This window comes from Hydrogenophaga intermedia (assembly GCF_000723405.1).
Lineage (GTDB): Bacteria > Pseudomonadota > Gammaproteobacteria > Burkholderiales > Burkholderiaceae_C > Hydrogenophaga > Hydrogenophaga intermedia.
The window spans coordinates 169,330-191,149 of sequence record NZ_CCAE010000003.1 but is presented as its reverse complement, the minus strand read 5'-3'; the positions used below and the strand labels follow the sequence as shown (position 1 = coordinate 191,149).

Below are 21,820 nucleotides of genomic sequence, written 5' to 3'. Positions count from 1 at the left end.
GGGCCGGCCACGGCGCGCCGTGGGACGGGCCGTTGGCCCTTTGGGACGAAACGTGGCCCGCCGGGACGGCCCTAGACTCGCGGCCATGCCCACGAACCCCATCGCCTGGCTCCGCCAGCACCCGCGCTGGCACCGAACCGCGGAGGTGGTGTTCTGGGTCCTGGTCATCGGCGTGCACGCGCTGTTGAACACGGCCGTGGCGCGCGCCGACATGCGCGAGGCCGGCCTGCCCTGGGGCTGGTGGGAGGCGGCGGTGTGGGAAGGCACCAGCCACGCCATGCTGCTGGCGCTGATCCCCGGCATCGCCTGGTGGAACCGGCGCTTCCCGCTGCACTGGGACACGCTGGCCCGCCACCTGCCCTGGCACCTGCTGGGCAGCGTGCTGTTCAGCCTGGCGCACGTGGCGGGCATGGTGGCGCTGCGCCACGCGCTGCACGCGGCGGCGGGGCAGGCCTACGGCTTCGGGCCCTGGTGGTCGGAATGGGGCTACGAATATTTGAAGGACGTGCGCGCCTACGCGGCCATCGTGGGCGCGCTCACCGTGTACCGCCTGCTGCTGCTGCGCCTGCAGGGCGAGGCGCGGGTGCTGGACGCGCCCGAGCCGCCCCTGACGGCCGCCACGCCGGTGCCCGCCGACGTGGTACCGGTGTCCGCGCCAGCCGAGCCGCCGCCACCGCCCCGCCCCGAGCGTTTCCTGGTGCGCCAGCTGCGCAAGGAATTCCTCATCGCCGCCAACGACATCGACTGGGTGCAGGCCCAGGCCAACTACGTGGGCCTGCGCGTGAACGGGCACGACTACCTGCTGCGCTCCACCCTGGCCGAGTTCGCGCGCCAGTTGGACCCGGCGCGCTTCGTGCAGGTGCACCGCAGCTACCTGGTCAACCTCGAGCGCATCGCCGAGATCGAGCCGCTGGACAGCGGCGACGCGCGCCTGCTGCTGCGCGGCGGCGGTACGGTGCCCTGCAGCCGGCGGCACCGCGCGGCGCTGGAGGCGGCGATCACGGGTTCATCCGCCTCCGCCACCTCGATCGCCTAAAGGTCCAGCGTCAGCTCGGCCGACGTCGCGCCCGAGCAGCAGATCATCATCGTGCGGCCCGCCGCGCGCTCCTGTTCCGAGAGCACGAGGTCGCGGTGGTCCGGCACACCGGCCAGCACGGCCGTTTCGCAGATGCCGCACACGCCCTGCTGGCACGACGAGGGCACGGCCACGCCGCTGGCCTGCAGGGCGTCGAGGATGGTGCAACCGGCCGCGATGGGAATGGTGCGCCCGCTGCGCGCCAGGTGCACGACGAAGCCGCCCTCGGTGGCGGGCGCTTCCTTGGCCGCGAAATACTCCAGGTGCACGCGCGCCGGGTCCAGGCCGGCGCAGGCGGCTTCGAAGGCTTCCAGCATGGGCACCGGCCCGCAGCAGTAGAAGTGCGCGCCCTCGGGCGCCGCTGCCACGATGGCCGCGAGGTCCAGGGATGGCGCGCCCTCGTCGCCGAAGCTCAGGTGCACGCGATCACCATGGCCGGCCAGCTCGTCCACCAGCGCCGCGCCGCGGCGGCTGCGCGCGCGGTAGTGCAGGGTCCAGGGCGTGCCCAGGTGTTCCAGGCGCTGCACCATGCTCCACAGCGGCGTGATGCCGATGCCGCCCGCGATGAACACCACGTGCGGGGCCGATTCGTCGAGCGCGAAGTGGTTGCTCGGGCCGTCCACCTCGATGAGCGCACCGACGCGCGCGTCGCCGTGCAGCCAGGCCGAGCCTCCGCGGCTCTCGGGCTCGCGCTTGACGCCGATCACGTAGCGGTGGCGCTCGGCCGGGTCGTTGAGCAGCGAGTAGCTGCGGGTGATGCCGCGCGGCAGGCGCAGGTCGATGTGGGCGCCGGCGTCGAACGGCGCCAGCCCGCCGCGCGCGGGCGCGCGCAGGTCGAACAGCAGCACGTCGTCGGCGCCGTAGGCAATGGCGTGGATGCGAAGGGACACGGGGGCCATGGTCGCTGCAGCGCTCACACTTTCTCCAGCCCGATCGCACGGTCCAGGATGGCGCCGTCGCGGCGCAGGTCCTCGACCGGCCCGTGGAACACCGGCACGCCGCGCTCCAGCACGATCACCTCGTCGGCAAAGTCCAGCACCACGTCCACGTGCTGCTCCACCAGCAGGCAGCCCACACCGGTGCTCGTCACCAGGGCCGAGATGGCGTCCATCAGCTCGTCGCGCACCTTGGGCGCCAGGCCCTCCAGCGGCTCGTCGAGCAGCAGCAGGCTCGGCCCGGCCATGAGCGCGCGCGCCACCGACAGCATCTGCTGCTCGCCGCCTGACAGCTGCGTGCCGCCGTTGCGGCGGCGTTCGCGCAGGCGCGGGAACAGGCCATAGACGCGGTCCAGCGCCGGGCCGCGCGGGCGGCCTTGCAGGGCGGCGATGAGGTTCTCCTCCACGCTGAGCGAGGGGAAGATCTCGCGCCCCTGCGGCACGTAGCCCAGACCGGCGCGGGCACGCGCGTGGGTGGGCCAGGCGCCCACGTCCTGCCCGTCCATCAGCACACGCCCGCCCTGCAGTTGCGCGTGGCCCACGGCGCTGGCCAGGGTGGTGGTCTTGCCCGCGCCGTTGCGGCCGATGAGGCCCAGCTTGCGCCCCTGGCGCAGGGTGAAGTCGACCCCGTGCAGCACGCGCGCGCCGGCGTAGCCCGCGCTCACCTGATCGAAGCGCAGTTCAGTGGCCGCCTGCATGGCCGCTCCTTCCAAAGTAGATCTCGCGCACGGCCTCGTTGGCCGCGATCTCGGCCGGCGTGCCGCGCGCGAACACGGCGCCCTGCACCATCACCACGATGTCGCGCGCGAAGCGGAACACCAGGTCCATGTCGTGCTCGATCAGCAGCACGGCCAGGTCGCCCGGCAGGCGTTCCACCGCTTCCAGGATGCGCCCGCTCTCGCTCTCGGGCACGCCGGCGGCGGGCTCGTCGAGCAGCAGCACGCGGGGCTTCATGGCCAGGGCCAGCGCGATCTCCACCAGGCGCTGCTCGCCCAGGGCCATCTGCCCGGTGATGCGCCGCGCCTGGCCCTGGATGCGCAGGCTGCCCAGGGCCTCGTCGACCTCGGCGTCCACCTGCGCACGCTGACTGCGCGACAGCCACACGCGCCGCGCCAGGCCATGGCGGTGCAGCACCGCGCAGCGCACGTTGTCGTGCACGCTGAGTTCCTTGAACACGCGGTTGATCTGGAAAGTGCGCACGATGCCCGAGCGCGCCCGCTGCGCGGGGTTCCACTCGCTCACGTCCTCGCCGTCCAGGCGCACGTTGCCGGCCGATGCGCGCAGCACGCCACCGAGCAGGTTCACCAGCGTGGTCTTGCCCGCGCCGTTGGGGCCGATGAGCGCGGTGCGCGCGCCCGCCGGCAGCGCGAGCGACACGTCGCGCGTGACCTGCAGGCCACCGAAGGCCTTGCACAGGCCCGTGGCCTCCAGCCGATGGGGCGTCGACCCATTGGTCGACTCAATGCTCGCCATGGCGGGCCTCCTTGTCGCGGCGCGCCAGCGCCCCCAGCCGGTCCCAGGCGTCGAGCAGGCCGCCCGGCAGCACCAGCATCACGGCCACCAGCACCACGCCGATGACCAGCAGCCAGTGGTGCGGGTTCAGACCCGAGGCGATGTGGTGGATCAGCATGTAGGCCACCGTGCCCAGCAAGGCCCCGGTCAGGCGGCGCGTGCCACCCAGCACCACCATGATCAGCACGGCCGCCGAGAGGTGGAAGTCCAGCGTGCTCAGGCTGGCGACCTTGGTGGTCTGGGCCGAGAGCGCGCCCGCCGCGCCGGCCACCGCGCCACCCACCACGTACACCGTGAGCCGCTGCGCGTACACGCGCCCGCCCAGCGACTCGACCCGGCCGGCGTCCAGGCGCACGGCGCGAGTGGTCAGGCCGAAGGGCGAGTCCACCAGGGCGCGCAGCGCCGCGTGCACCAGCAGCAGCGCCGCCAGCGCGTAGAAGAAGCCGGTGTGGCCCATGAAGTCGAACTCGAACACGCCGAACAAGGGGTCGATGGAGAAGCCGGAGAGGCCGTCGTCGCCACCGGTGAGGTCGCGCCGCCAGTTGACGAGTTCGAGCAGCAGTTGCGCGGTGGCGATGGTGAGCATCACCAGCGTGAGCCCGTGCGCGCGCAGCAGCACCGCGCCGCTGAGCCCGGCCACCAGCGCACCGGCCAGCACGCCGCTGCCCAGACCCAGCAGCGGCGACGGCGAGGCGTGCAGCGCAACCAGGCCCGCCGCGTAGGCGCCCGCGCCATACAGCGCGGCCTGCCCCATGGAAGCGATGCCGGCCTGGCCGAGCACCAGGTTGAGCGAGAGCGCGAGCATCGACATGATCACCATGTTGGTGAGCAGGCCCACGTCGTCGGTGAAGAGCCAGTAGGCGCACAGGCCGATGAGGCCGATGAAGGCCTCGGGCAGCAGCGGCACGCGCCAGCGGCGCGCGGCGGGCGCGGCGGGTGCATCAGGCGCCAGGGAAGAAGCGAGTGTGTTCATGCGCGGCGTCCGAACAGGCCCTGCGGTCGCAGCAGGAGCACGAGGAACATGGTGAGGAAGAAGGCCACGGACGAGAGCTGCGGCACCAGGTACTTCATGGTGGTCTCCACGCCGCCCAGCAGCAGCGCCGCGACGAAGGAACCCGCCAGCGTGCCCTGCCCGCCCACGGCCACCACGGCCAGGAAGGTGACGAGGTACTTGCCCGCGTACGAGGCCTCCATGGGCAGCAGCTCCGCGCCGACGATGCCGCCCAGCGCGGCCAGCGCCGCGCCGGCCGCGAAGGCGATGGCGTACAGGCGCGCGGTGTCGATGCCCACGGCCTGCGCGGTGGGCGCGTTGTCCACCGCCGCGCGCACGCGGATGCCGAAGTCCGAGCGCTCCACCGCGAACCACAGCAGCACCAGCACGGCAACGCCCAGCAACACCACGAACAGGCGATGCTTCTGCACCAGCCGGTAGCCGATGTCGACGGAGCCTTGCAGGGCTTCGGGCAGCGCGACGCTTTTGATGGATGAGCCGAACACGATGTTGGCCAGCGCCATGCAGATGAACATGATGCCGATGGTCACCAGCATCTGGTCCAGCTCGCTGCGGCGATAGAAGCGGCGCAGCAGCCAGCGCTCGATGGGAAGGGCCGCCAGCGCCACCAGGACGATGGCCAGTGCCATGCCCAGCCACACCGGCAGGCCCAGCGCGCCGGGCAGCGCGGCGGCCAGGAAGCCGCCGGCCATGGCGAAGGCGCCGTGCGCGAGGTTGACCACGCGCATCAGGCCCATGGTCATCGACAGGCCGATGGTGATCATGAACAGGACCATGGCGTAGGCCACCCCGTCGATCAGGATGCTCCCGGCGAGTTCGAGGGACATCAGGGTCTCCGTGCTCGCGCGCTCACTTCGCCTGCAGCGCGGTCGAGCGGCCGTGGTCGGGCTGCATCTCGTAGGTCTTGATCTCGCGGTTGCGCAGGCGGCCCGAGGCGTCCTTGTCGACCACGCGCACGTAGACGTTCTGCACCAGCTCGCGCGACTGCGCGTCGATCTTCAACGGGCCGCGCGGGCTCTCCCACTGCCAGCCCTTGGCGGCTGCGAGCGCCTTGGCAGGGTCGCGCTGGCCTTTCGTGGCCTCGACCATGCGATAGATGACCGCCATGCCGTCGTAGGCGCCCACCGATGCGGCGTTGAGCACCACCTGCGGCGAAAGCTCGGCCGAGGTCTTCAGAAAAGTCTGGTTCATGGCCGATTCGTGCGCTGGCGAGTAGTGCAGCGCCGTCTCCAGGCCCAACGCGGCGTCGCCGATGGCGGGCAGGTCGAGCTCACTGGTTTCGCCGGTGCCGATGAAGCGCACCCCCGCCTGCTTGAGCCCGGCTTCCGAATAGGCCTTGATGATGGCGTAGGTGGGCGGGCCACCGGGGCCGAAGACGAACACCGCGTCGGGCTTGAGCGACTTGATCTTCTGCATGAAGGGGCCGAAGTCGGAGGTCTTGAGCGGTGCGCGGATCTGCTCCAGCACCTGACCACCACCGGCGGTGAAGGTCTTCACGAAGGCGTTCTCCGAGTCCAGCCCGGGCCCGTAGTCGCTCACCAGCGTGACCACCGTGCGCAGCTTCTGCTCCAGCGCGTAGCGCGCCGCCGGCACCGAGACCTGCGGCAGCGTGTACGAGGTGCGCAGCAGGTGGTCGGATTTGTCCAGGATGGACGAGGTGGCCGCGTTGAAGATCACCGTGGGGACCTTGGCCTCCTGCGCGATGGCGCCGACGGCGAGCGCGTCGGGCGTGAAGTACAGGCCGCCAAGGTACTGCACCTTGTCCTTCACGATCAGTTCCTGCGCGAGCGCGCGGGCCTGGGCGGGGTTGATGTCCGCGAGGTCCTTCCACACCACCTCGACGGTGGCGCCGCCGGCCTGGGTGCCGTGGATCTTCTGGTAGGCCTTGACGGTGGCCTCCCACATCTTGCCGTTGGACGAGAACGGGCCGGACAGCGGCGCGATGATGCCGACCTTGACGGTCTGGGCCAGCGCGGACGCGCCGCAGGCGAGCGCGAGCACGCCCGCGAGGATGAGGCGTTTCATGGGGATGTCTCCTTGTCGTGGGGTGGGAACGGCCGGTCAGTGCCGATCAGGCCGTGGCGGTTTCGGTCGTGTCCGAGGTCGAATAGAAGTTGCCCGAGCGGATGCGGACCAGGGCGTCGGCCTCGTTGAAGTGCACGCCCGCGGGATCTCCCCCCTGTTGAACGATGGCGATCTGCTGCTTCATCTGGCGGCGCAGCAGCGCGATGCCGCGGTCGCTGGTGGCCAGGTGTTCCTCGCCATGCAGCGTGACGCGCCCCTGGCCGTACTGGGCCTCGAAGTCGCCGGGGAAGTCCTGCTTCTCCTGCTCGCTGAGCTCCATCCAGGACTTGCCGTTGTGCATCTTGAACGGCGCGAAGTTGCCGGGCGTTTTCGTGCGCGCCGCAAAGAAGCCGCGGAAATGCTGGTCGTCCACCGCCACGTGCCAGCCGATCCAGCGGCCCTGGCCAGGCGAGAGGTCGATCATGGGGATGGCCGAGATGTTGGGGAACAGCGCGGAGTTGATGCGCTCGAGCTTCCTGCCGTCGTCGAGGTCGCGCCAGGCGTGGTAGATCACGCCACCGTCCACGGCCTCGAAGTCCACGCGCGGCAGGATCTTGAAGTTTTCGGCGAACTGGATGCCGCTGAAGGTGGAATGCAGGATGTACACGTGGTACGGGTCCATGATGTTTTCCCAGTTCTGCAGCCAGTGGTAGGGCACGTTCGGGTCCTCCACGTGGTCGGCGTAGCCGGCGAAGCCGCCGCCCTGCACCTCGATGAACTCGCCCTCCTCCAGGTCTTCGAGGATGTCGTAGCGCGGCAGCACGGGCTTTTTCTCGGGCGGGCCCATGTAGGCGAACACCAGGCCGTAGCGCTCTTCCACCGGGTACCAGGGCTGGCGCGCGGCCTCGCGGCGCAGGCCGCCCTCGGGCTCGCAGGGCTGGTTCAGGCAGGTGCCGTCCACCGCGAACAACCAGCCGTGGTAGCAGCAGCGGATGCCCGCTTCTTCCACGTGGCCGTAGTACAGCGAGGTGCCGCGGTGCATGCAGCGCGGGTACAGCAGGCCGGCTCGGCCCGCCTTGTCGCGGAACAGCACGAGGTCCTCGCCCAGGATGCGCACCATCTGCGGGCGGTCGGTCACGTCGGCCGACAGGGCCACGGGGTGCCAATAGCGGCGCAGGTACTCGCCGGTGGGCGTGCCCTTGGCCACGGCGCTGAGCTGCGGGTCGGGGTGGCCGGGCGTGTGGTGGTAGGCGCTGCCCGCGTGCTGGGCGGCGTCGGCGATGGGAATGGTCTTGTTCATGGGGCTCGTTCCTGTGCGTGTCGGTGGGAGGGGTCGTCGTATGGATAGGAATAATATTAAGTATCTTGAAATTCAAGATAAGTGAAAACCCCGATACTCGAGCTTGAAGACATGCAAGCCACCCAACGACGATGAGCAAGAACCCGCCCAAGACCAGGACCCGCAGCAAGAGCGTTCGCGCGCGCGCCGACGCCCCCGCCCAGGCGCTGGTGGAGCAGTACGCGGCGGCCCTGCCCTCGCCCCCGCAAGCGCCGGACCTGAACACGGTGTGGGGCAACGCCGACGTGCTGGTGCACCAGTGGCGGCGCGAACTGGGCGAAGAAGGATCAGAGGGCGTGCTCATGGGCATCCGCATCCGGCGCATCGGCATGCTGCTGGACGAACTCACGATGGCGCACAGCGAGGCCGAGGGCGTCAAGCACACCGACTTCCTGCTCCTGATGGCCCTGCGCCGCCTGGGCGAGCCCTACGCCATGCGGCCGACCGACATCCTCAAGATGCACAGCGTGACCTCGGGCACGGCCACCTACCGCATCGACCAGCTCGCCAAGCAGGACCTGGCCGAGCGCCTGCCCGACCCGCGCGACCGGCGCGGCTACCTGGTACGGCTTACGCCGCGCGGCAAGAAGATCGTGGACACGGTGATGGCGCGCATGCAGGCCGAGTTCAACGAGCGCCTGGCGCCGTTCGCCCAGGTGGCTGGGGGCCACGACGCGCTGGAGGCCGCGCTGCGCCTGTTCGAGGCCTGCATCGAGCCGCGCGGGTGACGCGTCGGCGCCACCGCGCGTCCTGGCTCAACCCCTGAGCCAGCCCAGCGGCGCCATCACCAGCGCCGGAAACAGCACCAGCAGCACCAGCACCGCCACCTGCGCCAGCAGGTACGGCACCGAGCCACGGATGACCGGCCCCAGCCGCTCCTTCGCCACGCCGCACACCACGTTGAGCACGGTGCCCACCGGGGGCGTGATCAGGCCGATGGCGTTGGTCATGATGAACAGCACGCCGAAGTACACCGGGTCGATGCCGGCCATGCGCACCACCGGCAGCAACACCGGCGCCAGGATGAGGATGGTGGGCGCGAAGTCGAGCGCGGTGCCGACCACGATGAGCAGCAGCACGATGGCGAACATCAGCAGCGTGGGCGAGGCAGCCAGCGGCTGCAGCACCTCGGCCACCACCGTGGGAATGTTGGCTGCGGCGATCAGCCAGGCCGAGACCTGCGCCGCTGCCACCAGGAACATCACCACGGCCGAAGTCTTGCCGGCCGACAGCAGCAGGCCGTACAGCTGCGACACGCGCAGGTCGCGGTACACCAGCAGGCCCACGAACAGGGCGTAGAACACCGCCACCACCGCCGCTTCGGTGGGCGTGAACAGGCCGGCGCGCAAGCCGCCCACGATGACCACCGGCAGCATCAGCGCCCACACGCCGGCCACGGTGATGGACAGGCGCTCGCGCAAGGTCTTGCGCGGCTCGCGCGGCATGTCCCCGCGCCGCGCCTGCCAGGTCCAGGTCAGCACCAGCGCCGCCGCCATCAACAGCCCGGGCACGATGCCCGCGAGGAAGAGCTGCGTGATGGAGATGTTGCCCACCACGCCCAGCATGACGAAGCCGATGGAGGGCGGAATGACGGGCGCGATGATGCCGCCGGCGGCGATGAGGCCGCTGGAGCGGGGAATGTCGTAGCCGGCCTTGCGCATCATGGGGATCAGCAGCGCCGCCACGGCCGCGCTGTCGGCGATGGCCGAACCCGAGAGCGAGGCCATGAGCACGCACGCGAAGATGGCGACGAAGCCCAGGCCACCCTTGAAGTGACCGAACCAGGCGCCCGCGATGTCCACGATGCGCCGCGACATGCCGCCCGCGTTCATCAGCTCACCGGCCAGTACGAAGAAGGGAATGGCCATGAGCGGGAAGCTGTCCGCGCCCGAGAGCATGTTCTGCGCGAGGATCTGCGCGTCGAAGATGCCCATCCAGGCCATCATCGCCAGGCTGGTGGCCATCAGCGCCATGGCCACGGGCATGCCGATGGCCATGGTGCCCAGCAGCACCACGATGAAGATGAGGATCACCATGGCAGGGCCCCGCTGTCGGCCGCGTCGGCGCGGCGCCAGAGCCACCAGGCCTCCACCAGCGCCATCACGGCCAGCGAGGCCGCGCACAGGTAGGCCGCCGAATACACCACGGCCATGGAGACGCCGGTGATGAGCGCGGAGTTGGCGACGTTGATGCCGTGCTGCAGGCCCAGGCCCCACAGGAAGACGGCGCAGCACGCGCTGGTGAGCAGGCGGCTGACGATGAGCGAAGCGCGCTTCGCCCGGCGGGGCAGTGCCTCGACGACCATGTCCACGCCCAGGTGGCCACCCTCGCGCGCCACCACCACGGCCCCCAGGAACGTGAGCCAGATGAAGGCGAAGCGCGAGAGCTCCTCGGAAGTGTTGATGCCCGAGTCGAACAGGTGGCGCAGGACCACGTTGCCGAACACCATGACGCACATGGCGGCCAGGCACAGCACCATGACGGCTTCGAGCGTGCGGAAGTAGAGACGGGCGAAACGGACCATGGGGCGATGATCAGGCATGTGGCGCGAACACCTTGCCCGGGTTCATCAGGCCGGCGGGATCGAGTGCGTGCTTGATGCGCCGCATCAGGTCGACCCCGGCGGCGCCGACCTCTTCTACCAGGAAGCCCTGCTTGTGCAGGCCGATGCCGTGCTCGCCGGTGCAGGTGCCGTCCATGGACAGGGCGCGGCGCACCAGGCGTTCGTTGAGCGCCTCGGCGGCGCGCAGCTCGTGCGGGGCCGCGTCGTCCACCAGCATCTGCACGTGGAAGTTGCCGTCGCCCACGTGGCCCACCATGGGCGCGATGAGACCGGATTCGCGCAGGTCATCGGCGGTCTGCACCAGGCAGTCGGCCAGGCGCGAGATGGGCACGCAGGCGTCGGTGACGATGGAGCGGCAGCCCGGGCGCAGTTGCAGCGCCGCGAAGTACACGTTGTGCCGCGCCTCCCACAGGCGGCTGCGCGCCTCGGGCGTGGCGGCCCATTGAAAGTCCTGGCCGCCGTGGTCGGCGACGATGGCCTCGACCACCTCCACCTGCTCCTTCACGCCGGCCTGGCTGCCATGGAACTCGAAGAACAGGTGCGGCGATTCCGGCAGCGCGAGCTGGCTGAAGGCGTTGATGGCGCGGATCGCCACCGCGTCGACGAACTCGCAGCGCGCCACGGGCACGCCCATCTGGATCACCTGCACCACGGTGTCGATGGCGCCGTGCACCTCGGGGAAGGCGCAGACGGCCGCCATCACGTGCTCGGGCAGCGGGTGCAGGCGCACGGTGGCCTCCACGATCACGCCCAGCGTGCCCTCGGAGCCCACGAACAGGCGCGTGAGGTCGTAGCCCGCGGCCGACTTGCGCGCGCGCCGCGCGGTGTCCACCACCTCGCCGTCGGGCGTGACCACGCGCAGGTTCACCACGTTCTCGCGCATGGTGCCGTAGCGCACGGCGTTGGTGCCGCTGGCGCGCGTGGCGCACATGCCGCCGATGGTGGCGTCGGCGCCGGGGTCGATGGGGAAGAACAGCCCCTGGTCGCGCAGTGCGGCGTTGAGCGCCTTGCGCGTGACACCGGGCTGCAGCGTGGCGGTGAGGTCCTCGGGGTTGAGGGCAAGGATGCGCTCCATGCGCTGCAGGTTGAGCGTGAGGCCGCCGCGCACCGCGAGCGTGTGCCCCTCCAGCGAGGAGCCCGCGCCGTAGGGCGTGATGGGCACGCCGTGTTCGCGGCACAGCTTCACCAACGCCACCACCTCCTCGGTGCTGGTGGGCCAGGCCACCGCCTGCGGCGGCATGGCCTCGAAGATGGACTCGTCGCGCCCATGCTGCAGGCAGACCGCCTCGCTGGTGCTCAGGCGATCGCCCAGCAGCTCGCGCAGGCGGTCCAGGAAAGTGGGTGACAGCGGCGGGTTCACTTGGCGGCGGTGCGGACCTTGCCGATTTCGGCGTGCACCAGGTTCATGAACTCCGGGCCGATCTTCTCGAGGTGCGGCGCGATGGCGGGTGCGACCAGTTCGCGGATCTTCTTCAGGTCCTCGGGCGGCAATTGCGTCACCTGAACGCCCTTGTCCTTCATGCCCTGCAAGGCACTGGCCGCCTCGGCCGCATTGGTCTTGCGCTGCAACTGGGTGGCCTTGCGCGCGGCCTCGCTCATGGCGCGCTGCTCGTCGGGACTCAGGCCGTCCCAGAACTTCTTCGACACCGCGAAGATCAGCGGCGAGTACACGTGCCCGCTGAGCGTCATGTACTTCTGCACCTCGTAGAAGCGCTGCGTGTACATCAGCACCACCGGGTTCTCCTGGCCATCGAAGGCCTTGGTCTCCAGGGCCACGAACAGCTCGGACCAGGGCAGTGGCGCCGCGTTGGCGCCAATGGCCTTGAAGGCGTCCAGCGTGAGCGGATTGGGCTGCGTGCGCAGCTTGATGCCCTTGAGGTCGGCCAGCGTGTTCACCGGGCGGCGCGAATTGGTGATGTGGCGAAAGCCGTTCTCCCACCAGCCCAGCACCTTGATGCCGACCGCGTCGAGCTTGCGGTTGAGTTGATCGCCCACGGCACCGTCGAACACGGCGTGCGCCTCGGCCTCGCTGTTGAAGAGGAAGGGCACGTCCTGGAAGCCGATCTCCTTGACCTGGCCCAGCAGGGCCAGCGCGCTGCCGGTGTAGAACTCCTGCACACCGCCCTGCAGCGCCTGCAGCATCTGCGGGTCGGGGCCCAGGGCCTGGTTGGCGATGACGGCGATCTTCATCTTGCCGCCGGAGGCCTTGTCCATGTCGGCGGCGAAGGCCTTGGCCGCCTGGCCGGCCGGGTGCGAGTCGGCCATGCCGTGGCCGAAGCGGGCCTGGCGGGCCTTGAAGTCCTGCGCCAGCGTGGGGCCGGACAAGGTGGCGAGCACGGCGGCCGCGACAGCGGCCAGGAAGTGGTGGCGTTTCATCGGGTGGTCTCCTCTTCGGTCGGTTGGGGCAGCGAACGGCCCTGCTCGTCTGGCGCGGGGAGGCGACGGACCGGGTTGCTCAGCAGCCCGATGCCCTCGATCTCCACCTCGCAGACGTCGCCGGGTTTCATGTACAGGCGCGGATCGCGCGCGTGGCCGATGCCCGCGGGCGTGCCGGCCACGATCAGGTCACCCGCTTCGAGCGTGACGGCCGCACTGATGGTCTCGATGAGCTGCGCCACGTCGAACACCATGTCGCGCGTATTCGCCGACTGCACCACCCGCCCGTTCAGGCGCGTCTCGATGGCCAGGCCCGCCGCGCCGGGCGGCAGCTCGTCGTCGGTGACCAGCCAGGGGCCGAAGGGACCCGTGCCGTCGAAGTTCTTGCCCATGGTCCACTGGGGCGTCTTGAACTGGTACTCGCGCACGCTGACGTCGTTGAAGACCGAATAGCCCAACACGTGCGAGAGCGCGTCCTCGCGGCGGATGCGACTGCCGCCGGTGCCGATCACGGCCACCAGTTCGCCTTCGTAGTCGAGCGTGTCCGACAGCTCGGGGTAACGGATCGGCGCGCCGTGGCCGATGAGGCTGGTGGTGAAGCGCGAGAACAGCGTGGGATAGGCGGGCTGCTCGAAGCCGCTTTCGCTGGTGTGGTCGCGGTAGTTCAGGCCCACGCACAGGATCTTGGGCGGCCGCGCCAGCGGCGGCAGCAACGCCACGCGGCCCAGGTCCACCGGCGCCTGGCGCGCCATCACCGCGGCGGCGGCGTTCAGCGCCGCGCGCCCGGCCGCGATCAGCGCGTCCACCTCGCCCGGCCAGACGGGCCCGCCCTTGAGCATGCCGTGCCACTGCCCCGTGTCGGGCCGCTGCACAGCCCAGCCGTGTTGCGCGCCTTGTTGGTATCGAACCAGCCTCATCCTCGCTCCTGTCATGGGTGCCCGGCCCGGCGCCGGATTGATCTATCTTAAAACGATAAATATATTATTTGTATCTAGGTACATTCCCCGATACACTGCCCGGACCATGAACACGCCGCCCAAGCTCACCCAGGCCGACACCGTCTGCCAACGGATCCGCACGGAGATCCTGCAGGGCGTGCTGCTGCCGGGCGAGAAGCTCAACATCAAGGCGCTGGAGCAGCGCTTCGAGGTCAGCCTGGGCGCCATCCGCGAGGCGCTCTCGCGCCTGGGCGCCGAGGGGCTGGTGGTGGCCGAGGCGCACCGGGGCTACCACGTCACGCCCGTCAGCCGCGACGAGTTGCTGGACCTCACCCACACGCGCGTGGAGATCGAGGGGCTGTGCCTGCGCAAGGCCATCGCCCAGGGCGACGTGGAATGGGAAAGCCGCATCGTGGCCGCCGCGCACCGCATGGAGCGCCTGCAGGAGCAGGCCAGCGACCAGGAGGCGCGCCGCTCGAGCGCCTGGAACCAGGCGCACGCCGAGTTCCACATCGCGCTGGTGGACGCCTGCCAGAGCCCCTGGCTGCTGCGCATGCGCGAGACGCTCTACGCGCAGAGCGAGCGCTACCGCCTGATGTCGGTGCCCCTGGACACCGACCACCACCGCGACGTGAGGGGCGAACACCGCCGCCTGATGGACGCCGTGCTGCGGCGCGACGCCGACGAAGCCGTGCGCGCGGTGCGCGAGCACTTCTTCGCCACGGTCGACATCATCCTGCGCTCGCCCCGGCTGCAGTAGCTGCAGTAGCTGCAGTAGCTGCAGTAGCTGCAGTAGCTGCGGTAGCGGCGGCCTTTCCCTGACGCGCGCCAGGGGCTTGCCCCCTCGCTTCGCCGTCCTTCGGCCTTTTATGTACTATTCAAAGTTACATGAAAGACAGCAAGCTCTCCTCCGTCCTGCACGTGCTGCTGCACATGGCGCACAGCGGGCGTCCCATGACCTCCGACGAGCTCGCGCGCATGCTCGGCACCAACCCCGTGGTGGTGCGCAAGACGCTCGCGGGCCTGCGCGACGCGGGCTTCGTGGTGGCCGGCAAGGGCCACGGCGGTGGCTGGGCCATCGCCGTCGACCTGCGCCGCGTCACGCTGCGCGATGTGTACGAGGCCGTGGGCGCGCCCACGGTGTTCGCCATGGGCCACCGCAGCGAGCACCCGGCCTGCCTGGTGGAGCAGGCGGTGAACGCCGCGCTGGACGACACCCTCGCCGCCGCGCGCGCGCTGATCGACCAGCGCCTGGCGGCCATCACCCTGGCCGACCTGTCGGCCGACTTCGACCGGCGCTTTCGCGCCCACCCCCACCGGGAGCACTTCCATGAACACTGAACCCTTCGACGCCGCCATCGTGGGCGGCAGCTACGCCGGTGTGTCCGCCGGCCTGCAACTGGCGCGCGCGCGCCGCCGCCTGCTGGTCATCGACGCCGGCCAGCGCCGCAACCGCTTCGCCGCGTCGTCGCACGGCTTCCTGGGTCAGGATGGCCGCCCGCCGCAGGACATCGCCGCCGAGGCGCAGGCGCAATTGCGCGCCTACCCCACGGTGCGCTGGGTCGACGCCAGCGTGGCCAGCGCCACGCGCACCGGCCAGGGCTTCGATCTGCGCACCGGCGACGGCCACACGCTGCGCGCCGCGCGCCTGGTGCTGGCCACCGGCGTGGAAGACCAACTGCCGCCCATCGAAGGCCTGGCCGAGCGCTGGGGCCGCGCCGTCTTCCACTGCCCCTATTGCCACGGCTACGAGCTGCAGCAGGGCCGCATCGGCGTGCTCGCGCGCAGCGAACTGGCCATGCACCACGCGCTGATGCTGCCCGACTGGGGCCAGGTAACGCTGTTCCTGGATGAGGCATTCGAGCCCGGCGAGCAGCAACTGCGCGAACTGGCCGCACGCGGCGTGGCCATCGAGCGCACGCCCGTGCGCCGCCTGGTGGAACACGCCACGGTGGAGCTGGACGACGGCCGCCGCCTGTCCATGGACGGCCTGTTCACCATGAGCTGGACGCGCCCGGCCACGCCGATCGCTGCGCAACTGGGCTGCGCCATGGAGCAAAGCCCCATGGGCGAGTTCGTGCGCACCGACGCGATGAAGGCCACCAGCGTGCCCGGCGTGTTCGCCTGCGGCGACCTGGCGCGCGCGGCCGGCAACGTGGCGCTGGCCGTGGGTGATGGCGCCATGGCGGGCGCGGCCACGCACCGCTCGCTGTTGTTCCCTGAAGCCTGACGGGCAGACCCTCAGCGCCCGCGCGCCAGCGGCACCGTCATCGGCTGCACGACATCGCCCAGCCACTGCATGAACACCTGCGCGCGCCGCGGCAGGTGGCGCCGGTGCGCATAGAGCAGGTTCACCGGCATGGGCGCGGCCTTGTGGCGTGGCAGCAATTCCACGAGTTCGCCCGCGCGCAGGCGATCGGCCACGCCCCAGCGCGGCACCTGCACGATGCCCAGGCCCGCGAGGCAGGCGCCCATGTAGGCCTCGGAGTTGTCCACCGTGAGCGCGCCGGCCATGGGCAGGAAGTGCGTGTGGCCGGATTCGTCGAGGTATTCGAAGCCCGCCGAGCGCGCCCCCAGCGTGCCGACGTAGTGCACCAGCCGGTGCGCCTTGAGCTGTTCCAGCCGCGTGGGCTTGCCGTGGGCGCGCACGTAGGCCTTGCTGGCCACGTTCACGAGTTCGCAACCGCCGAGGGGGCGCGCCACCAGACTGGAATCACCCAGCGGCCCGATGCGCAGCACGCAGTCGAAGCCCTCGCGCACCAGGTCCACGCGGCGGTCGGTGCTGCTCAGCTCCAGTTCGAGCTGCGGGTGGGCGGCCAGGAAGTCGGGCAGGCGCGGCAGCACCGTCTGGCGGGCCACGCCGATCGGCATGTCCACGCGCAGGCGGCCCTTGAGCACGGCGCCTTCGGGCTGGAACAGCGTGCGCAGGTCCTCCACGTCGTCGAGCAGGTCGCGGCAGCGCTCGTGGAAGACCTGGCCGTCCTGCGTGACGCTCACGCGCCGGGTGGTGCGTTGCAGCAGCCGCGTGCCCACCATGGCCTCCAGTTGCTGCACGGCGCCCGACACGCTGGCCTTGGGCAGGCCCAGGCTGTTGGCTGCCTGGGTGAAGCTGCCCAGTTCGGCCACGCGGGCGAAGACTTTCATGGCGTCCAGGGTGTTCATGGGCAGGGCTCCGTTGTTCGAAATTGGCGAACAGATTGACTGGATTCTGGTGATTTATCCATTGATTGTCGATCAATAGACTGCCTTCACCGATCCACTACTGCTCAGGAACCCTGCATGAACACGAACCCCATTGCCCTGGTCACGGGCGCCAGCCGCGGCCTTGGCCGCAACACCGCACTCAAGCTCGCCGCGCGTGGCGTCAACGTGATCCTCACTTACCGCAGCCGCGCCGACGAGGCGCAGGCCGTGGTGGCGGAAATCGAACGCCTGGGCGCGCGCGCCGTGGCGCTGCCATTGGACGTGGGTGACAGCCGAAGCTTCCCAGCGTTCGCGCAGGCCGTGCGACAACAACTGCGTGCCATGTGGCAGCGCGAACAGATCGACTACCTCGTGAACAACGCCGGCATCGGCGTCAACGCGTCCTTCGCCGACACCACCGAGGCGCAGTTCGACGAGCTGATGAACATCCACCTCAAGGGCACGTTCTTCCTCACGCAGGCGCTGCTGCCCCTGATCGCCGACGGCGGGCGCATCGTGAACATCTCCACCGGGCTGGCGCGTTTCGCGCTGCCGGGTTACGCCGCCTACGCGGCCATGAAGGGCGGCATCGAGGTGCTGACGCGCTACCTGGCCAAGGAACTGGGACCGCGCGGCATTGCGGTGAACGTGGTCGCGCCAGGCGCGATCGAGACGGACTTCGGCGGTGGCACGGTGCGCGACAACAAGGCCGTGAACGACTTCATCGCCGCGCAGACCGCACTGGGCCGCGTGGGCCAGCCGGACGACATCGGCGACGCGATCGCCACGCTGCTGCTGCCGCAGAACCGCTGGATCAACGCGCAGCGCATCGAGGTGTCGGGCGGCATGTTCCTGTGAACCACCGCCCGCGCATGGGCCTCACTCGCTGGGGATGTCGGGCTCCACCAGCTTGGCGAGCTGTTCCAGCGATTCCTGCCAGCCCAGGTAGCACATCTCGGTGGGAATCGCCTCGGGAATGCCTTCCTGCACCACGTTGAGTTCGGTGCCGCAGGACACGGCCTTGAACGTCACCGTCACGTTGATGACCCCCGGCAGGTTCGGGTCGTCGAAGGTGTCGGTGTAGCGCAGGCGTTCACCGGGCACGAACTCCAGGTACTCGCCGCCGAAGCCATGCGACTGGCCGGTGCCGAAGTTGGTGAAGGACATGCGGTGCTTGCCACCCAGGCGCGCCTCCATCTGCTGCACCTCGGCCGTGAAGCCGTAGGGCGGCAGCCAGCGGCACATGGCGGCCGGTTCGGTGAAGGCGCGGAAGACGCGCTGCGGCGGGGCCTTGAGGACACGGTGAAGGCGAACGGTTCCGGTGGGCATGGGGGGCTCCTTTTGTGAAGACGTGATGATTTCTTGAGATCACACCGGGCTCCGGTGCAGGTGCAGGACTTGATCGCCCGGCTATTGACTCGACGGCCCATGGAACGGGAAATCGACAACCGCTCGTCGGGCAAAAAGGGATCAGAATGCCACGCATTCCCGCGCATCCTCCGAACCACGCCATGGCCTTCGCCACGGTTGTCGGACCCCACAGGAGCCATCGACCATGTCTCTTTCACGACGCACGTTGCTTCATGGCGTCGGCGCCACGGTGGCCAGCCTGGGCCTGCCACACGCCGCCCTCTCGGCCGCCCCCATCGTCTTCGGCTACACCGGCGTCACCGACTTCGCCTCGGTCTTCGTCGCCGCCAGCGAGGGCTTCTTCCGCCGGCGCAAGCTCGAGGTCGAGCTGCGGTTGATTCCCCTGAACCCCACGATTCCGGCCGCGCTGCAATCGGGTTCGCTGCACATCGGCGGGCCCACCGCCTCGGTCTTCCTGCAGGCCGTGAACGGCGGCCTGGACCTGGTGGTGGTCTCGGGTGGCGCCGTGACCGCCAAGGAGATCACCCACGCGGGACTGGTCGCCCGCGCGGGCTCGGGCATCCACAACGCGGCGGACTGTGTGGGCAAGAAGATCGGCGTGCCCGGACTGGACGCCTTCCTGCACATCACGTTCCGGGCCTGGCTCACGCAACACGGTGTGGACCACCGGCGGGTCCAGTTCGTCGAGGCGGCCTTTCCGCTGCACGCCGATCTGCTGCGCGGAGGCTCCATCGACGCCGTGCTGACGGGCGAGCCCGTGATTGGCCGCATCATCGACCACAACGTCGGCTATGTCGCGTCTTACTACCTGACCTTCATGCCCGACAACCGGCCCACGGTGCTGCACGCCGCGCACCGCCAATGGGTGCAACAGAACCCCGAGGCCATGCGTGCCTTTCGCGAGGCGGTGCACGAAGGCGCCCACTTCGCGCGGCAACCGCAACACGACGCCCGGGTCCGTGCCGCGATGGGACAGTTCCTCAAGATCCCCCCCGAGGTGCTGGCCAGGATGCCGATCGTGCGGCCCAGCGCGAGCATCGACAGGGAGCAACTGGCCTACTGGGTCGACATGATGCAGGAGCAGAAGATGCTGAAGACAGCGCCCGACATCGATCGCCTCATCGCCAAGTGAGCTCCCACGACCCCGTCGCGGGGCCGCCGACCGAACCCTACCTGCGCTTCGACCGCGTGGTGGTCCGCCTGGGCAGCAAGGACGTCGTTTCGCTCGACCGCCTGGACGTCGCGCGCGGCGAGTTCGTCTGCATCGTCGGCCCCAGCGGCTGCGGCAAGACCACGCTGCTGCGCGCGGCCGCCGGGCTGTTGCGCCCCGCCGAAGGCGAGGTGCGCCGCAATGGCCGCCTGGTCGTCGAACCCTCGCGCGAGATGGCCATGGTGTTCCAGGACTACGGGCGCGCGTTGCTGCCGTGGCGCACGGTCGACGGCAACGTGGCCCTGGCGCTGGAGGCCGCCGGCACACCGCGTGGCGAGTGGCCCGGCCGCATCGCCGATGCGCTGCGCAAGGTGGGCCTGCAGGCGCATGGCCAGCACTTCCCGTCGCAGTTGTCGGGCGGCATGCAGCAGCGCGCGCAGATCGCGCGCTGCCTGGCGCAGCGGCCCACGCTCATGCTGCTGGACGAGCCCTTCGGTGCCCTGGACGCGATCACGCGGCAAGGGCTGCAGGACGAGCTGGCCCGCCTGGCGCGCGAGCACGGCCTCACCGTCCTGTTCGTCACGCACGACCTGGAGGAAGCGATCTACCTCGGCGACCGGGTGATCGCGATGCGGACCCACCCCGGGCCGGACCGGCCCAGCCTGGCGCACGCGATCGAGGTGTCCATCGACCGGCCGCGCCACCAACTGGCCACGCGCGAGGACCCGACCTTCCTGCGGCTGCGCCGCGAGCTGTTCGACCACATCGAGCGGGGCCATGCCTGAAGCGCGTGGTTCCCACGGGTGGCCGTGGCGCGTGCTGCGCGCCACCGCCTTTCCCCTGCTGCTGCTGGGCCTGTTCGAAGCCGCTGCCCGGCGCGCGCAGGCGCTGGGCAGCGAGGTGCTGGCGCCACCCAGCGCGGCGCTGCGCGCGCTGGTGCAGGCGGCCCTGGACGGCTCGCTTTGGCCCGCCACCGGCTTCACCCTGGGCGCGGCCGCGCTGGGCCTGCTGCTCGGCGCGGGGCTGGGCACGCTGGCCGGCATGGCCCTGGGCCTGTCGCCGCGCGCCTCGCGCGCCACGTTCCTCGGCATCGAGTTGCTGCGCCCGTTGCCCTCCGTGGCGCTGCTGCCGCTGGCCATGCTGCTGTTCGGCTTCGGCACCGGCCTGGAAACCAGCCTGGTGGCCTTCGGCACCTTCTGGCCCCAGTTGCTGCTGATCCAGGCCGCCGTGCGGCGGGTGGACCCCCAACTGCTCGAACTCGGCCGGCTGCTGGGGCTGTCCACGGCGCAGCGCATCCGCAAGATCGTGCTGCCCGCGATCGTGCCGCGCGTGTTCACGGCCCTGCGCCTGGGCATGGGCTTCGCGCTGGTGATCGCCGTGACGGTGGAACTCGCCGGCAACCCCCACGGCATGGGCTACGCCATGCTGCTGGCCCAGCAAAGCCTGGCGCCGGCCATGATGATCGGCTGGCTGGCCTGGATCGGCGTGATCGGCGTGTTGCTCAACGCCACCATGCTGCGCCTGCAGCGCGCGCTCGACCGGCGCATGGGAGTCGCCGCGTGAAGAGCGCCTGGCCGGCCTCCCTGGCCCTGCTGGCCGCGCTGATCGCGCTGTGGTGGGCCGCCAGCCTCACGGGCTGGTTCAGCCCGGCGTTTCTGCCCACGCCGCAGGCCACCGCGGCCAGCCTGGCCGAGGGCCTGCGCGGCGACCTGCTGCAGGCCAGCCTGGCCACCCTCGGGCGCATGCTGCAGGGCTGGCTGCTGGCCGCCGTGGCGGGCATCGCGCTCGGCGCCGCCATCGCCAGCTCGGCCACGCTGCGCCCCTGGGTGCAACCCACGCTGGAGTTCCTGCGCCCGCTGCCGGCGTCGGCCGTCATGCCGCTGGCCATTGCCCTCTATGGCCTGTCGCCGGCCATGGTGCTGTCGGTCGTCGCCTTCGGCGCACTCTGGCCCACGCTGCTGGCCACGGTGCACGGCATCACTTCCGTCGAGCCGCGCCTCATCGACGTGGCGCGCTGCCTGCGCCTCTCGCGCGCGGCCTTCCTGTGGAAGATGGGCCTGCCGAACGCGGTGCCGGACATCCTGGCCGGCCTGCGGCTGTCGCTCACCGTGGCGCTCATCGTGAGCACCCTGGGCGAGATGCTGGCCTCGCAGGACGGCCTGGGCCTGGCCATCCTGGTCGCCTCGCGCGCCTACCGCGCGAGCGACCTCTTCGCCTGCCTGGTGCTGCTGAGCCTGATCGGGCTCGCGGGCCACGGGCTGCTGGTGATGGCCGGGCGCTGGCTGCTGCGCGGACAGCGGCACTGAACGTTTCGGCGCACACCGAAGCATTGACCGCCCGATCGGCGCCACAGTGGTCCCTG

At 70.3% G+C, this 21,820-nt stretch carries 24 protein-coding genes; 10 read left to right on the top strand and 14 right to left on the bottom strand.

The features are described 5' to 3' along the window. Nucleotides 1-85 precede the first annotated feature (85 nt). On the top strand, nt 86-1,036 hold the full coding sequence (locus tag BN948_RS03830; RefSeq protein WP_009517275.1) for a LytTR family DNA-binding domain-containing protein: 951 nt from the start codon (nt 86-88) through the stop codon (nt 1,034-1,036). On the opposite strand, the gene BN948_RS03825 is transcribed toward BN948_RS03830, so the two are convergent. From BN948_RS03825 to BN948_RS03795, 7 genes are read right to left on the bottom strand one after another with little or no spacing between them, the layout of a single operon-like run. Further along, nucleotides 1,033-1,974 (bottom strand): PDR/VanB family oxidoreductase, encoded by a 942-nt coding sequence (locus tag BN948_RS03825; RefSeq protein ID WP_009517276.1) that lies wholly within the window; start codon nt 1,972-1,974, stop codon nt 1,033-1,035. The genes BN948_RS03830 and BN948_RS03825 overlap by 4 nt on opposite strands. 14 nt (nt 1,975-1,988) lie before the next feature. Further along, nucleotides 1,989-2,708, bottom strand: coding sequence for an ABC transporter ATP-binding protein (locus BN948_RS03820; protein WP_009517277.1), 720 nt, complete (start codon nt 2,706-2,708; stop codon nt 1,989-1,991). Beyond that, entirely contained in the window at nt 2,692-3,483 is a 792-nt protein-coding gene (locus BN948_RS03815) for an ABC transporter ATP-binding protein (protein WP_009517278.1), read from the bottom strand. The genes BN948_RS03820 and BN948_RS03815 overlap by 17 nt, the downstream gene beginning before the upstream one ends. Then, on the bottom strand, nt 3,470-4,495 hold the full coding sequence (locus tag BN948_RS03810) for a branched-chain amino acid ABC transporter permease (protein WP_035620445.1): 1,026 nt from the start codon (nt 4,493-4,495) through the stop codon (nt 3,470-3,472). The genes BN948_RS03815 and BN948_RS03810 overlap by 14 nt, the downstream gene beginning before the upstream one ends. Continuing rightward, nucleotides 4,492-5,361, bottom strand: a complete 870-nt coding sequence (locus BN948_RS03805) for a branched-chain amino acid ABC transporter permease (RefSeq protein WP_009517280.1) — start codon at nt 5,359-5,361, stop codon at nt 4,492-4,494. The genes BN948_RS03810 and BN948_RS03805 overlap by 4 nt, the downstream gene beginning before the upstream one ends. Before the next feature lie 22 nt (nt 5,362-5,383). Next, nucleotides 5,384-6,559, bottom strand: a complete 1,176-nt coding sequence (locus BN948_RS03800; protein ID WP_009517281.1) for an ABC transporter substrate-binding protein — start codon at nt 6,557-6,559, stop codon at nt 5,384-5,386. A gap of 46 nt (nt 6,560-6,605) precedes the next feature. Continuing rightward, on the bottom strand, nt 6,606-7,838 hold the full coding sequence (locus BN948_RS03795; protein ID WP_009517282.1) for a Rieske 2Fe-2S domain-containing protein: 1,233 nt from the start codon (nt 7,836-7,838) through the stop codon (nt 6,606-6,608). A gap of 131 nt (nt 7,839-7,969) precedes the next feature. Here BN948_RS03795 and BN948_RS25470 point away from each other — a divergent pair, with 131 nt between their 5' ends. Further along, nucleotides 7,970-8,605, top strand: coding sequence for a MarR family transcriptional regulator (locus tag BN948_RS25470; protein WP_009517283.1), 636 nt, complete (start codon nt 7,970-7,972; stop codon nt 8,603-8,605). 27 nt (nt 8,606-8,632) lie between these two features. On the opposite strand, the gene BN948_RS03785 is transcribed toward BN948_RS25470, so the two are convergent. The 5 genes from BN948_RS03785 to BN948_RS03765 are packed head-to-tail and all read right to left on the bottom strand — an operon-like array spanning nt 8,633 to nt 13,733. Beyond that, on the bottom strand, nt 8,633-9,913 hold the full coding sequence (locus tag BN948_RS03785) for a TRAP transporter large permease subunit (RefSeq protein WP_009517284.1): 1,281 nt from the start codon (nt 9,911-9,913) through the stop codon (nt 8,633-8,635). Next, nucleotides 9,907-10,401 carry a TRAP transporter small permease gene (locus tag BN948_RS03780; protein ID WP_009517285.1) on the bottom strand — a complete coding sequence of 165 codons (495 nt, stop codon included), beginning with the start codon at nt 10,399-10,401 and terminating at the stop codon, nt 9,907-9,909. The genes BN948_RS03785 and BN948_RS03780 overlap by 7 nt, the downstream gene beginning before the upstream one ends. Nucleotides 10,402-10,411: 10 nt before the next feature. Beyond that, nucleotides 10,412-11,800: an FAD-binding oxidoreductase gene (locus BN948_RS03775; protein WP_009517286.1), complete on the bottom strand. Its 1,389-nt coding sequence runs from the start codon at nt 11,798-11,800 to the stop codon at nt 10,412-10,414. Next, a complete protein-coding gene (locus BN948_RS03770; protein WP_009517287.1) occupies nt 11,797-12,816 on the bottom strand; it encodes a TRAP transporter substrate-binding protein in 1,020 nt (339 codons plus the stop codon). The genes BN948_RS03775 and BN948_RS03770 overlap by 4 nt, the downstream gene beginning before the upstream one ends. Continuing rightward, a complete protein-coding gene (locus tag BN948_RS03765) occupies nt 12,813-13,733 on the bottom strand; it encodes a fumarylacetoacetate hydrolase family protein (protein WP_009517288.1) in 921 nt (306 codons plus the stop codon). The genes BN948_RS03770 and BN948_RS03765 overlap by 4 nt, the downstream gene beginning before the upstream one ends. Before the next feature lie 106 nt (nt 13,734-13,839). Here BN948_RS03765 and BN948_RS03760 point away from each other — a divergent pair, with 106 nt between their 5' ends. The 3 genes from BN948_RS03760 (at nt 13,840) to BN948_RS03750 (ending at nt 15,984) form a co-directional block, all read left to right on the top strand. Continuing rightward, on the top strand, nt 13,840-14,514 hold the full coding sequence (locus BN948_RS03760) for a GntR family transcriptional regulator (protein WP_009517289.1): 675 nt from the start codon (nt 13,840-13,842) through the stop codon (nt 14,512-14,514). 128 nt (nt 14,515-14,642) lie between these two features. Next, complete coding sequence (locus BN948_RS03755) at nt 14,643-15,095, top strand: Rrf2 family transcriptional regulator (RefSeq protein WP_009517290.1); 453 nt, start codon at nt 14,643-14,645, stop codon at nt 15,093-15,095. Then, a complete protein-coding gene (locus BN948_RS03750) occupies nt 15,085-15,984 on the top strand; it encodes an NAD(P)/FAD-dependent oxidoreductase (RefSeq protein ID WP_009517291.1) in 900 nt (299 codons plus the stop codon). The genes BN948_RS03755 and BN948_RS03750 overlap by 11 nt, the downstream gene beginning before the upstream one ends. Nucleotides 15,985-15,995: 11 nt before the next feature. Here the strand turns inward: BN948_RS03750 and BN948_RS03745 are convergent, their stop codons facing one another. Then, nucleotides 15,996-16,916, bottom strand: coding sequence for a LysR family transcriptional regulator (locus tag BN948_RS03745; RefSeq protein WP_009517292.1), 921 nt, complete (start codon nt 16,914-16,916; stop codon nt 15,996-15,998). A 117-nt stretch (nt 16,917-17,033) separates the two neighbouring features. On the opposite strand from BN948_RS03745, the gene BN948_RS03740 reads away from it, so the two are divergent. After that, nucleotides 17,034-17,795, top strand: a complete 762-nt coding sequence (locus BN948_RS03740) for an SDR family NAD(P)-dependent oxidoreductase (protein WP_009517293.1) — start codon at nt 17,034-17,036, stop codon at nt 17,793-17,795. 21 nt (nt 17,796-17,816) lie between these two features. Here BN948_RS03740 and BN948_RS03735 read toward each other — a convergent pair whose 3' ends face one another. Next, on the bottom strand, nt 17,817-18,266 hold the full coding sequence (locus tag BN948_RS03735; protein WP_009517294.1) for an SRPBCC family protein: 450 nt from the start codon (nt 18,264-18,266) through the stop codon (nt 17,817-17,819). Nucleotides 18,267-18,492: 226 nt separating this feature from the next. Between BN948_RS03735 and BN948_RS03730 the strand changes: the two genes are divergently transcribed. From BN948_RS03730 to BN948_RS03715, 4 genes are read left to right on the top strand one after another with little or no spacing between them, the layout of a single operon-like run. Next, on the top strand, nt 18,493-19,440 hold the full coding sequence (locus tag BN948_RS03730) for an ABC transporter substrate-binding protein (protein WP_009517295.1): 948 nt from the start codon (nt 18,493-18,495) through the stop codon (nt 19,438-19,440). Continuing rightward, on the top strand, nt 19,437-20,243 hold the full coding sequence (locus BN948_RS03725) for an ABC transporter ATP-binding protein (RefSeq protein ID WP_009517296.1): 807 nt from the start codon (nt 19,437-19,439) through the stop codon (nt 20,241-20,243). Before BN948_RS03730 ends, BN948_RS03725 begins: the two co-directional genes overlap by 4 nt. Then, nucleotides 20,236-21,021, top strand: coding sequence for an ABC transporter permease (locus tag BN948_RS03720; RefSeq protein ID WP_009517297.1), 786 nt, complete (start codon nt 20,236-20,238; stop codon nt 21,019-21,021). Before BN948_RS03725 ends, BN948_RS03720 begins: the two co-directional genes overlap by 8 nt. Next, entirely contained in the window at nt 21,018-21,764 is a 747-nt protein-coding gene (locus tag BN948_RS03715; protein ID WP_009517298.1) for an ABC transporter permease, read from the top strand. The genes BN948_RS03720 and BN948_RS03715 overlap by 4 nt, the downstream gene beginning before the upstream one ends. Nucleotides 21,765-21,820 lie beyond the last annotated feature (56 nt).

Bases quoted from the DNA above. Each gene is read 5' to 3' on its own strand.
- BN948_RS03805 (WP_009517280.1), bottom strand. From the start codon at position 5,361: ATGTCCCTCGAACTCGCCGGGAGCATCCTGATCGACGGGGTGGCCTAC.
- BN948_RS03720 (WP_009517297.1), top strand. From the start codon at position 20,236: ATGCCTGAAGCGCGTGGTTCCCACGGGTGGCCGTGGCGCGTGCTGCGC.
- BN948_RS03825 (WP_009517276.1), bottom strand. From the start codon at position 1,974: ATGGCCCCCGTGTCCCTTCGCATCCACGCCATTGCCTACGGCGCCGAC.
- BN948_RS25470 (WP_009517283.1), top strand. From the start codon at position 7,970: ATGAGCAAGAACCCGCCCAAGACCAGGACCCGCAGCAAGAGCGTTCGC.
- BN948_RS03785 (WP_009517284.1), bottom strand. From the start codon at position 9,913: ATGGTGATCCTCATCTTCATCGTGGTGCTGCTGGGCACCATGGCCATC.
- BN948_RS03810 (WP_035620445.1), bottom strand. From the start codon at position 4,495: ATGAACACACTCGCTTCTTCCCTGGCGCCTGATGCACCCGCCGCGCCC.
- BN948_RS03820 (WP_009517277.1), bottom strand. From the start codon at position 2,708: ATGCAGGCGGCCACTGAACTGCGCTTCGATCAGGTGAGCGCGGGCTAC.
- BN948_RS03815 (WP_009517278.1), bottom strand. From the start codon at position 3,483: ATGGCGAGCATTGAGTCGACCAATGGGTCGACGCCCCATCGGCTGGAG.
- BN948_RS03750 (WP_009517291.1), top strand. From the start codon at position 15,085: ATGAACACTGAACCCTTCGACGCCGCCATCGTGGGCGGCAGCTACGCC.
- BN948_RS03740 (WP_009517293.1), top strand. From the start codon at position 17,034: ATGAACACGAACCCCATTGCCCTGGTCACGGGCGCCAGCCGCGGCCTT.
- BN948_RS03755 (WP_009517290.1), top strand. From the start codon at position 14,643: ATGAAAGACAGCAAGCTCTCCTCCGTCCTGCACGTGCTGCTGCACATG.
- BN948_RS03795 (WP_009517282.1), bottom strand. From the start codon at position 7,838: ATGAACAAGACCATTCCCATCGCCGACGCCGCCCAGCACGCGGGCAGC.
- BN948_RS03760 (WP_009517289.1), top strand. From the start codon at position 13,840: ATGAACACGCCGCCCAAGCTCACCCAGGCCGACACCGTCTGCCAACGG.
- BN948_RS03780 (WP_009517285.1), bottom strand. From the start codon at position 10,401: ATGGTCCGTTTCGCCCGTCTCTACTTCCGCACGCTCGAAGCCGTCATG.
- BN948_RS03830 (WP_009517275.1), top strand. From the start codon at position 86: ATGCCCACGAACCCCATCGCCTGGCTCCGCCAGCACCCGCGCTGGCAC.
- BN948_RS03765 (WP_009517288.1), bottom strand. From the start codon at position 13,733: ATGAGGCTGGTTCGATACCAACAAGGCGCGCAACACGGCTGGGCTGTG.
- BN948_RS03770 (WP_009517287.1), bottom strand. From the start codon at position 12,816: ATGAAACGCCACCACTTCCTGGCCGCTGTCGCGGCCGCCGTGCTCGCC.
- BN948_RS03745 (WP_009517292.1), bottom strand. From the start codon at position 16,916: ATGAACACCCTGGACGCCATGAAAGTCTTCGCCCGCGTGGCCGAACTG.
- BN948_RS03800 (WP_009517281.1), bottom strand. From the start codon at position 6,559: ATGAAACGCCTCATCCTCGCGGGCGTGCTCGCGCTCGCCTGCGGCGCG.
- BN948_RS03735 (WP_009517294.1), bottom strand. From the start codon at position 18,266: ATGCCCACCGGAACCGTTCGCCTTCACCGTGTCCTCAAGGCCCCGCCG.
- BN948_RS03730 (WP_009517295.1), top strand. From the start codon at position 18,493: ATGTCTCTTTCACGACGCACGTTGCTTCATGGCGTCGGCGCCACGGTG.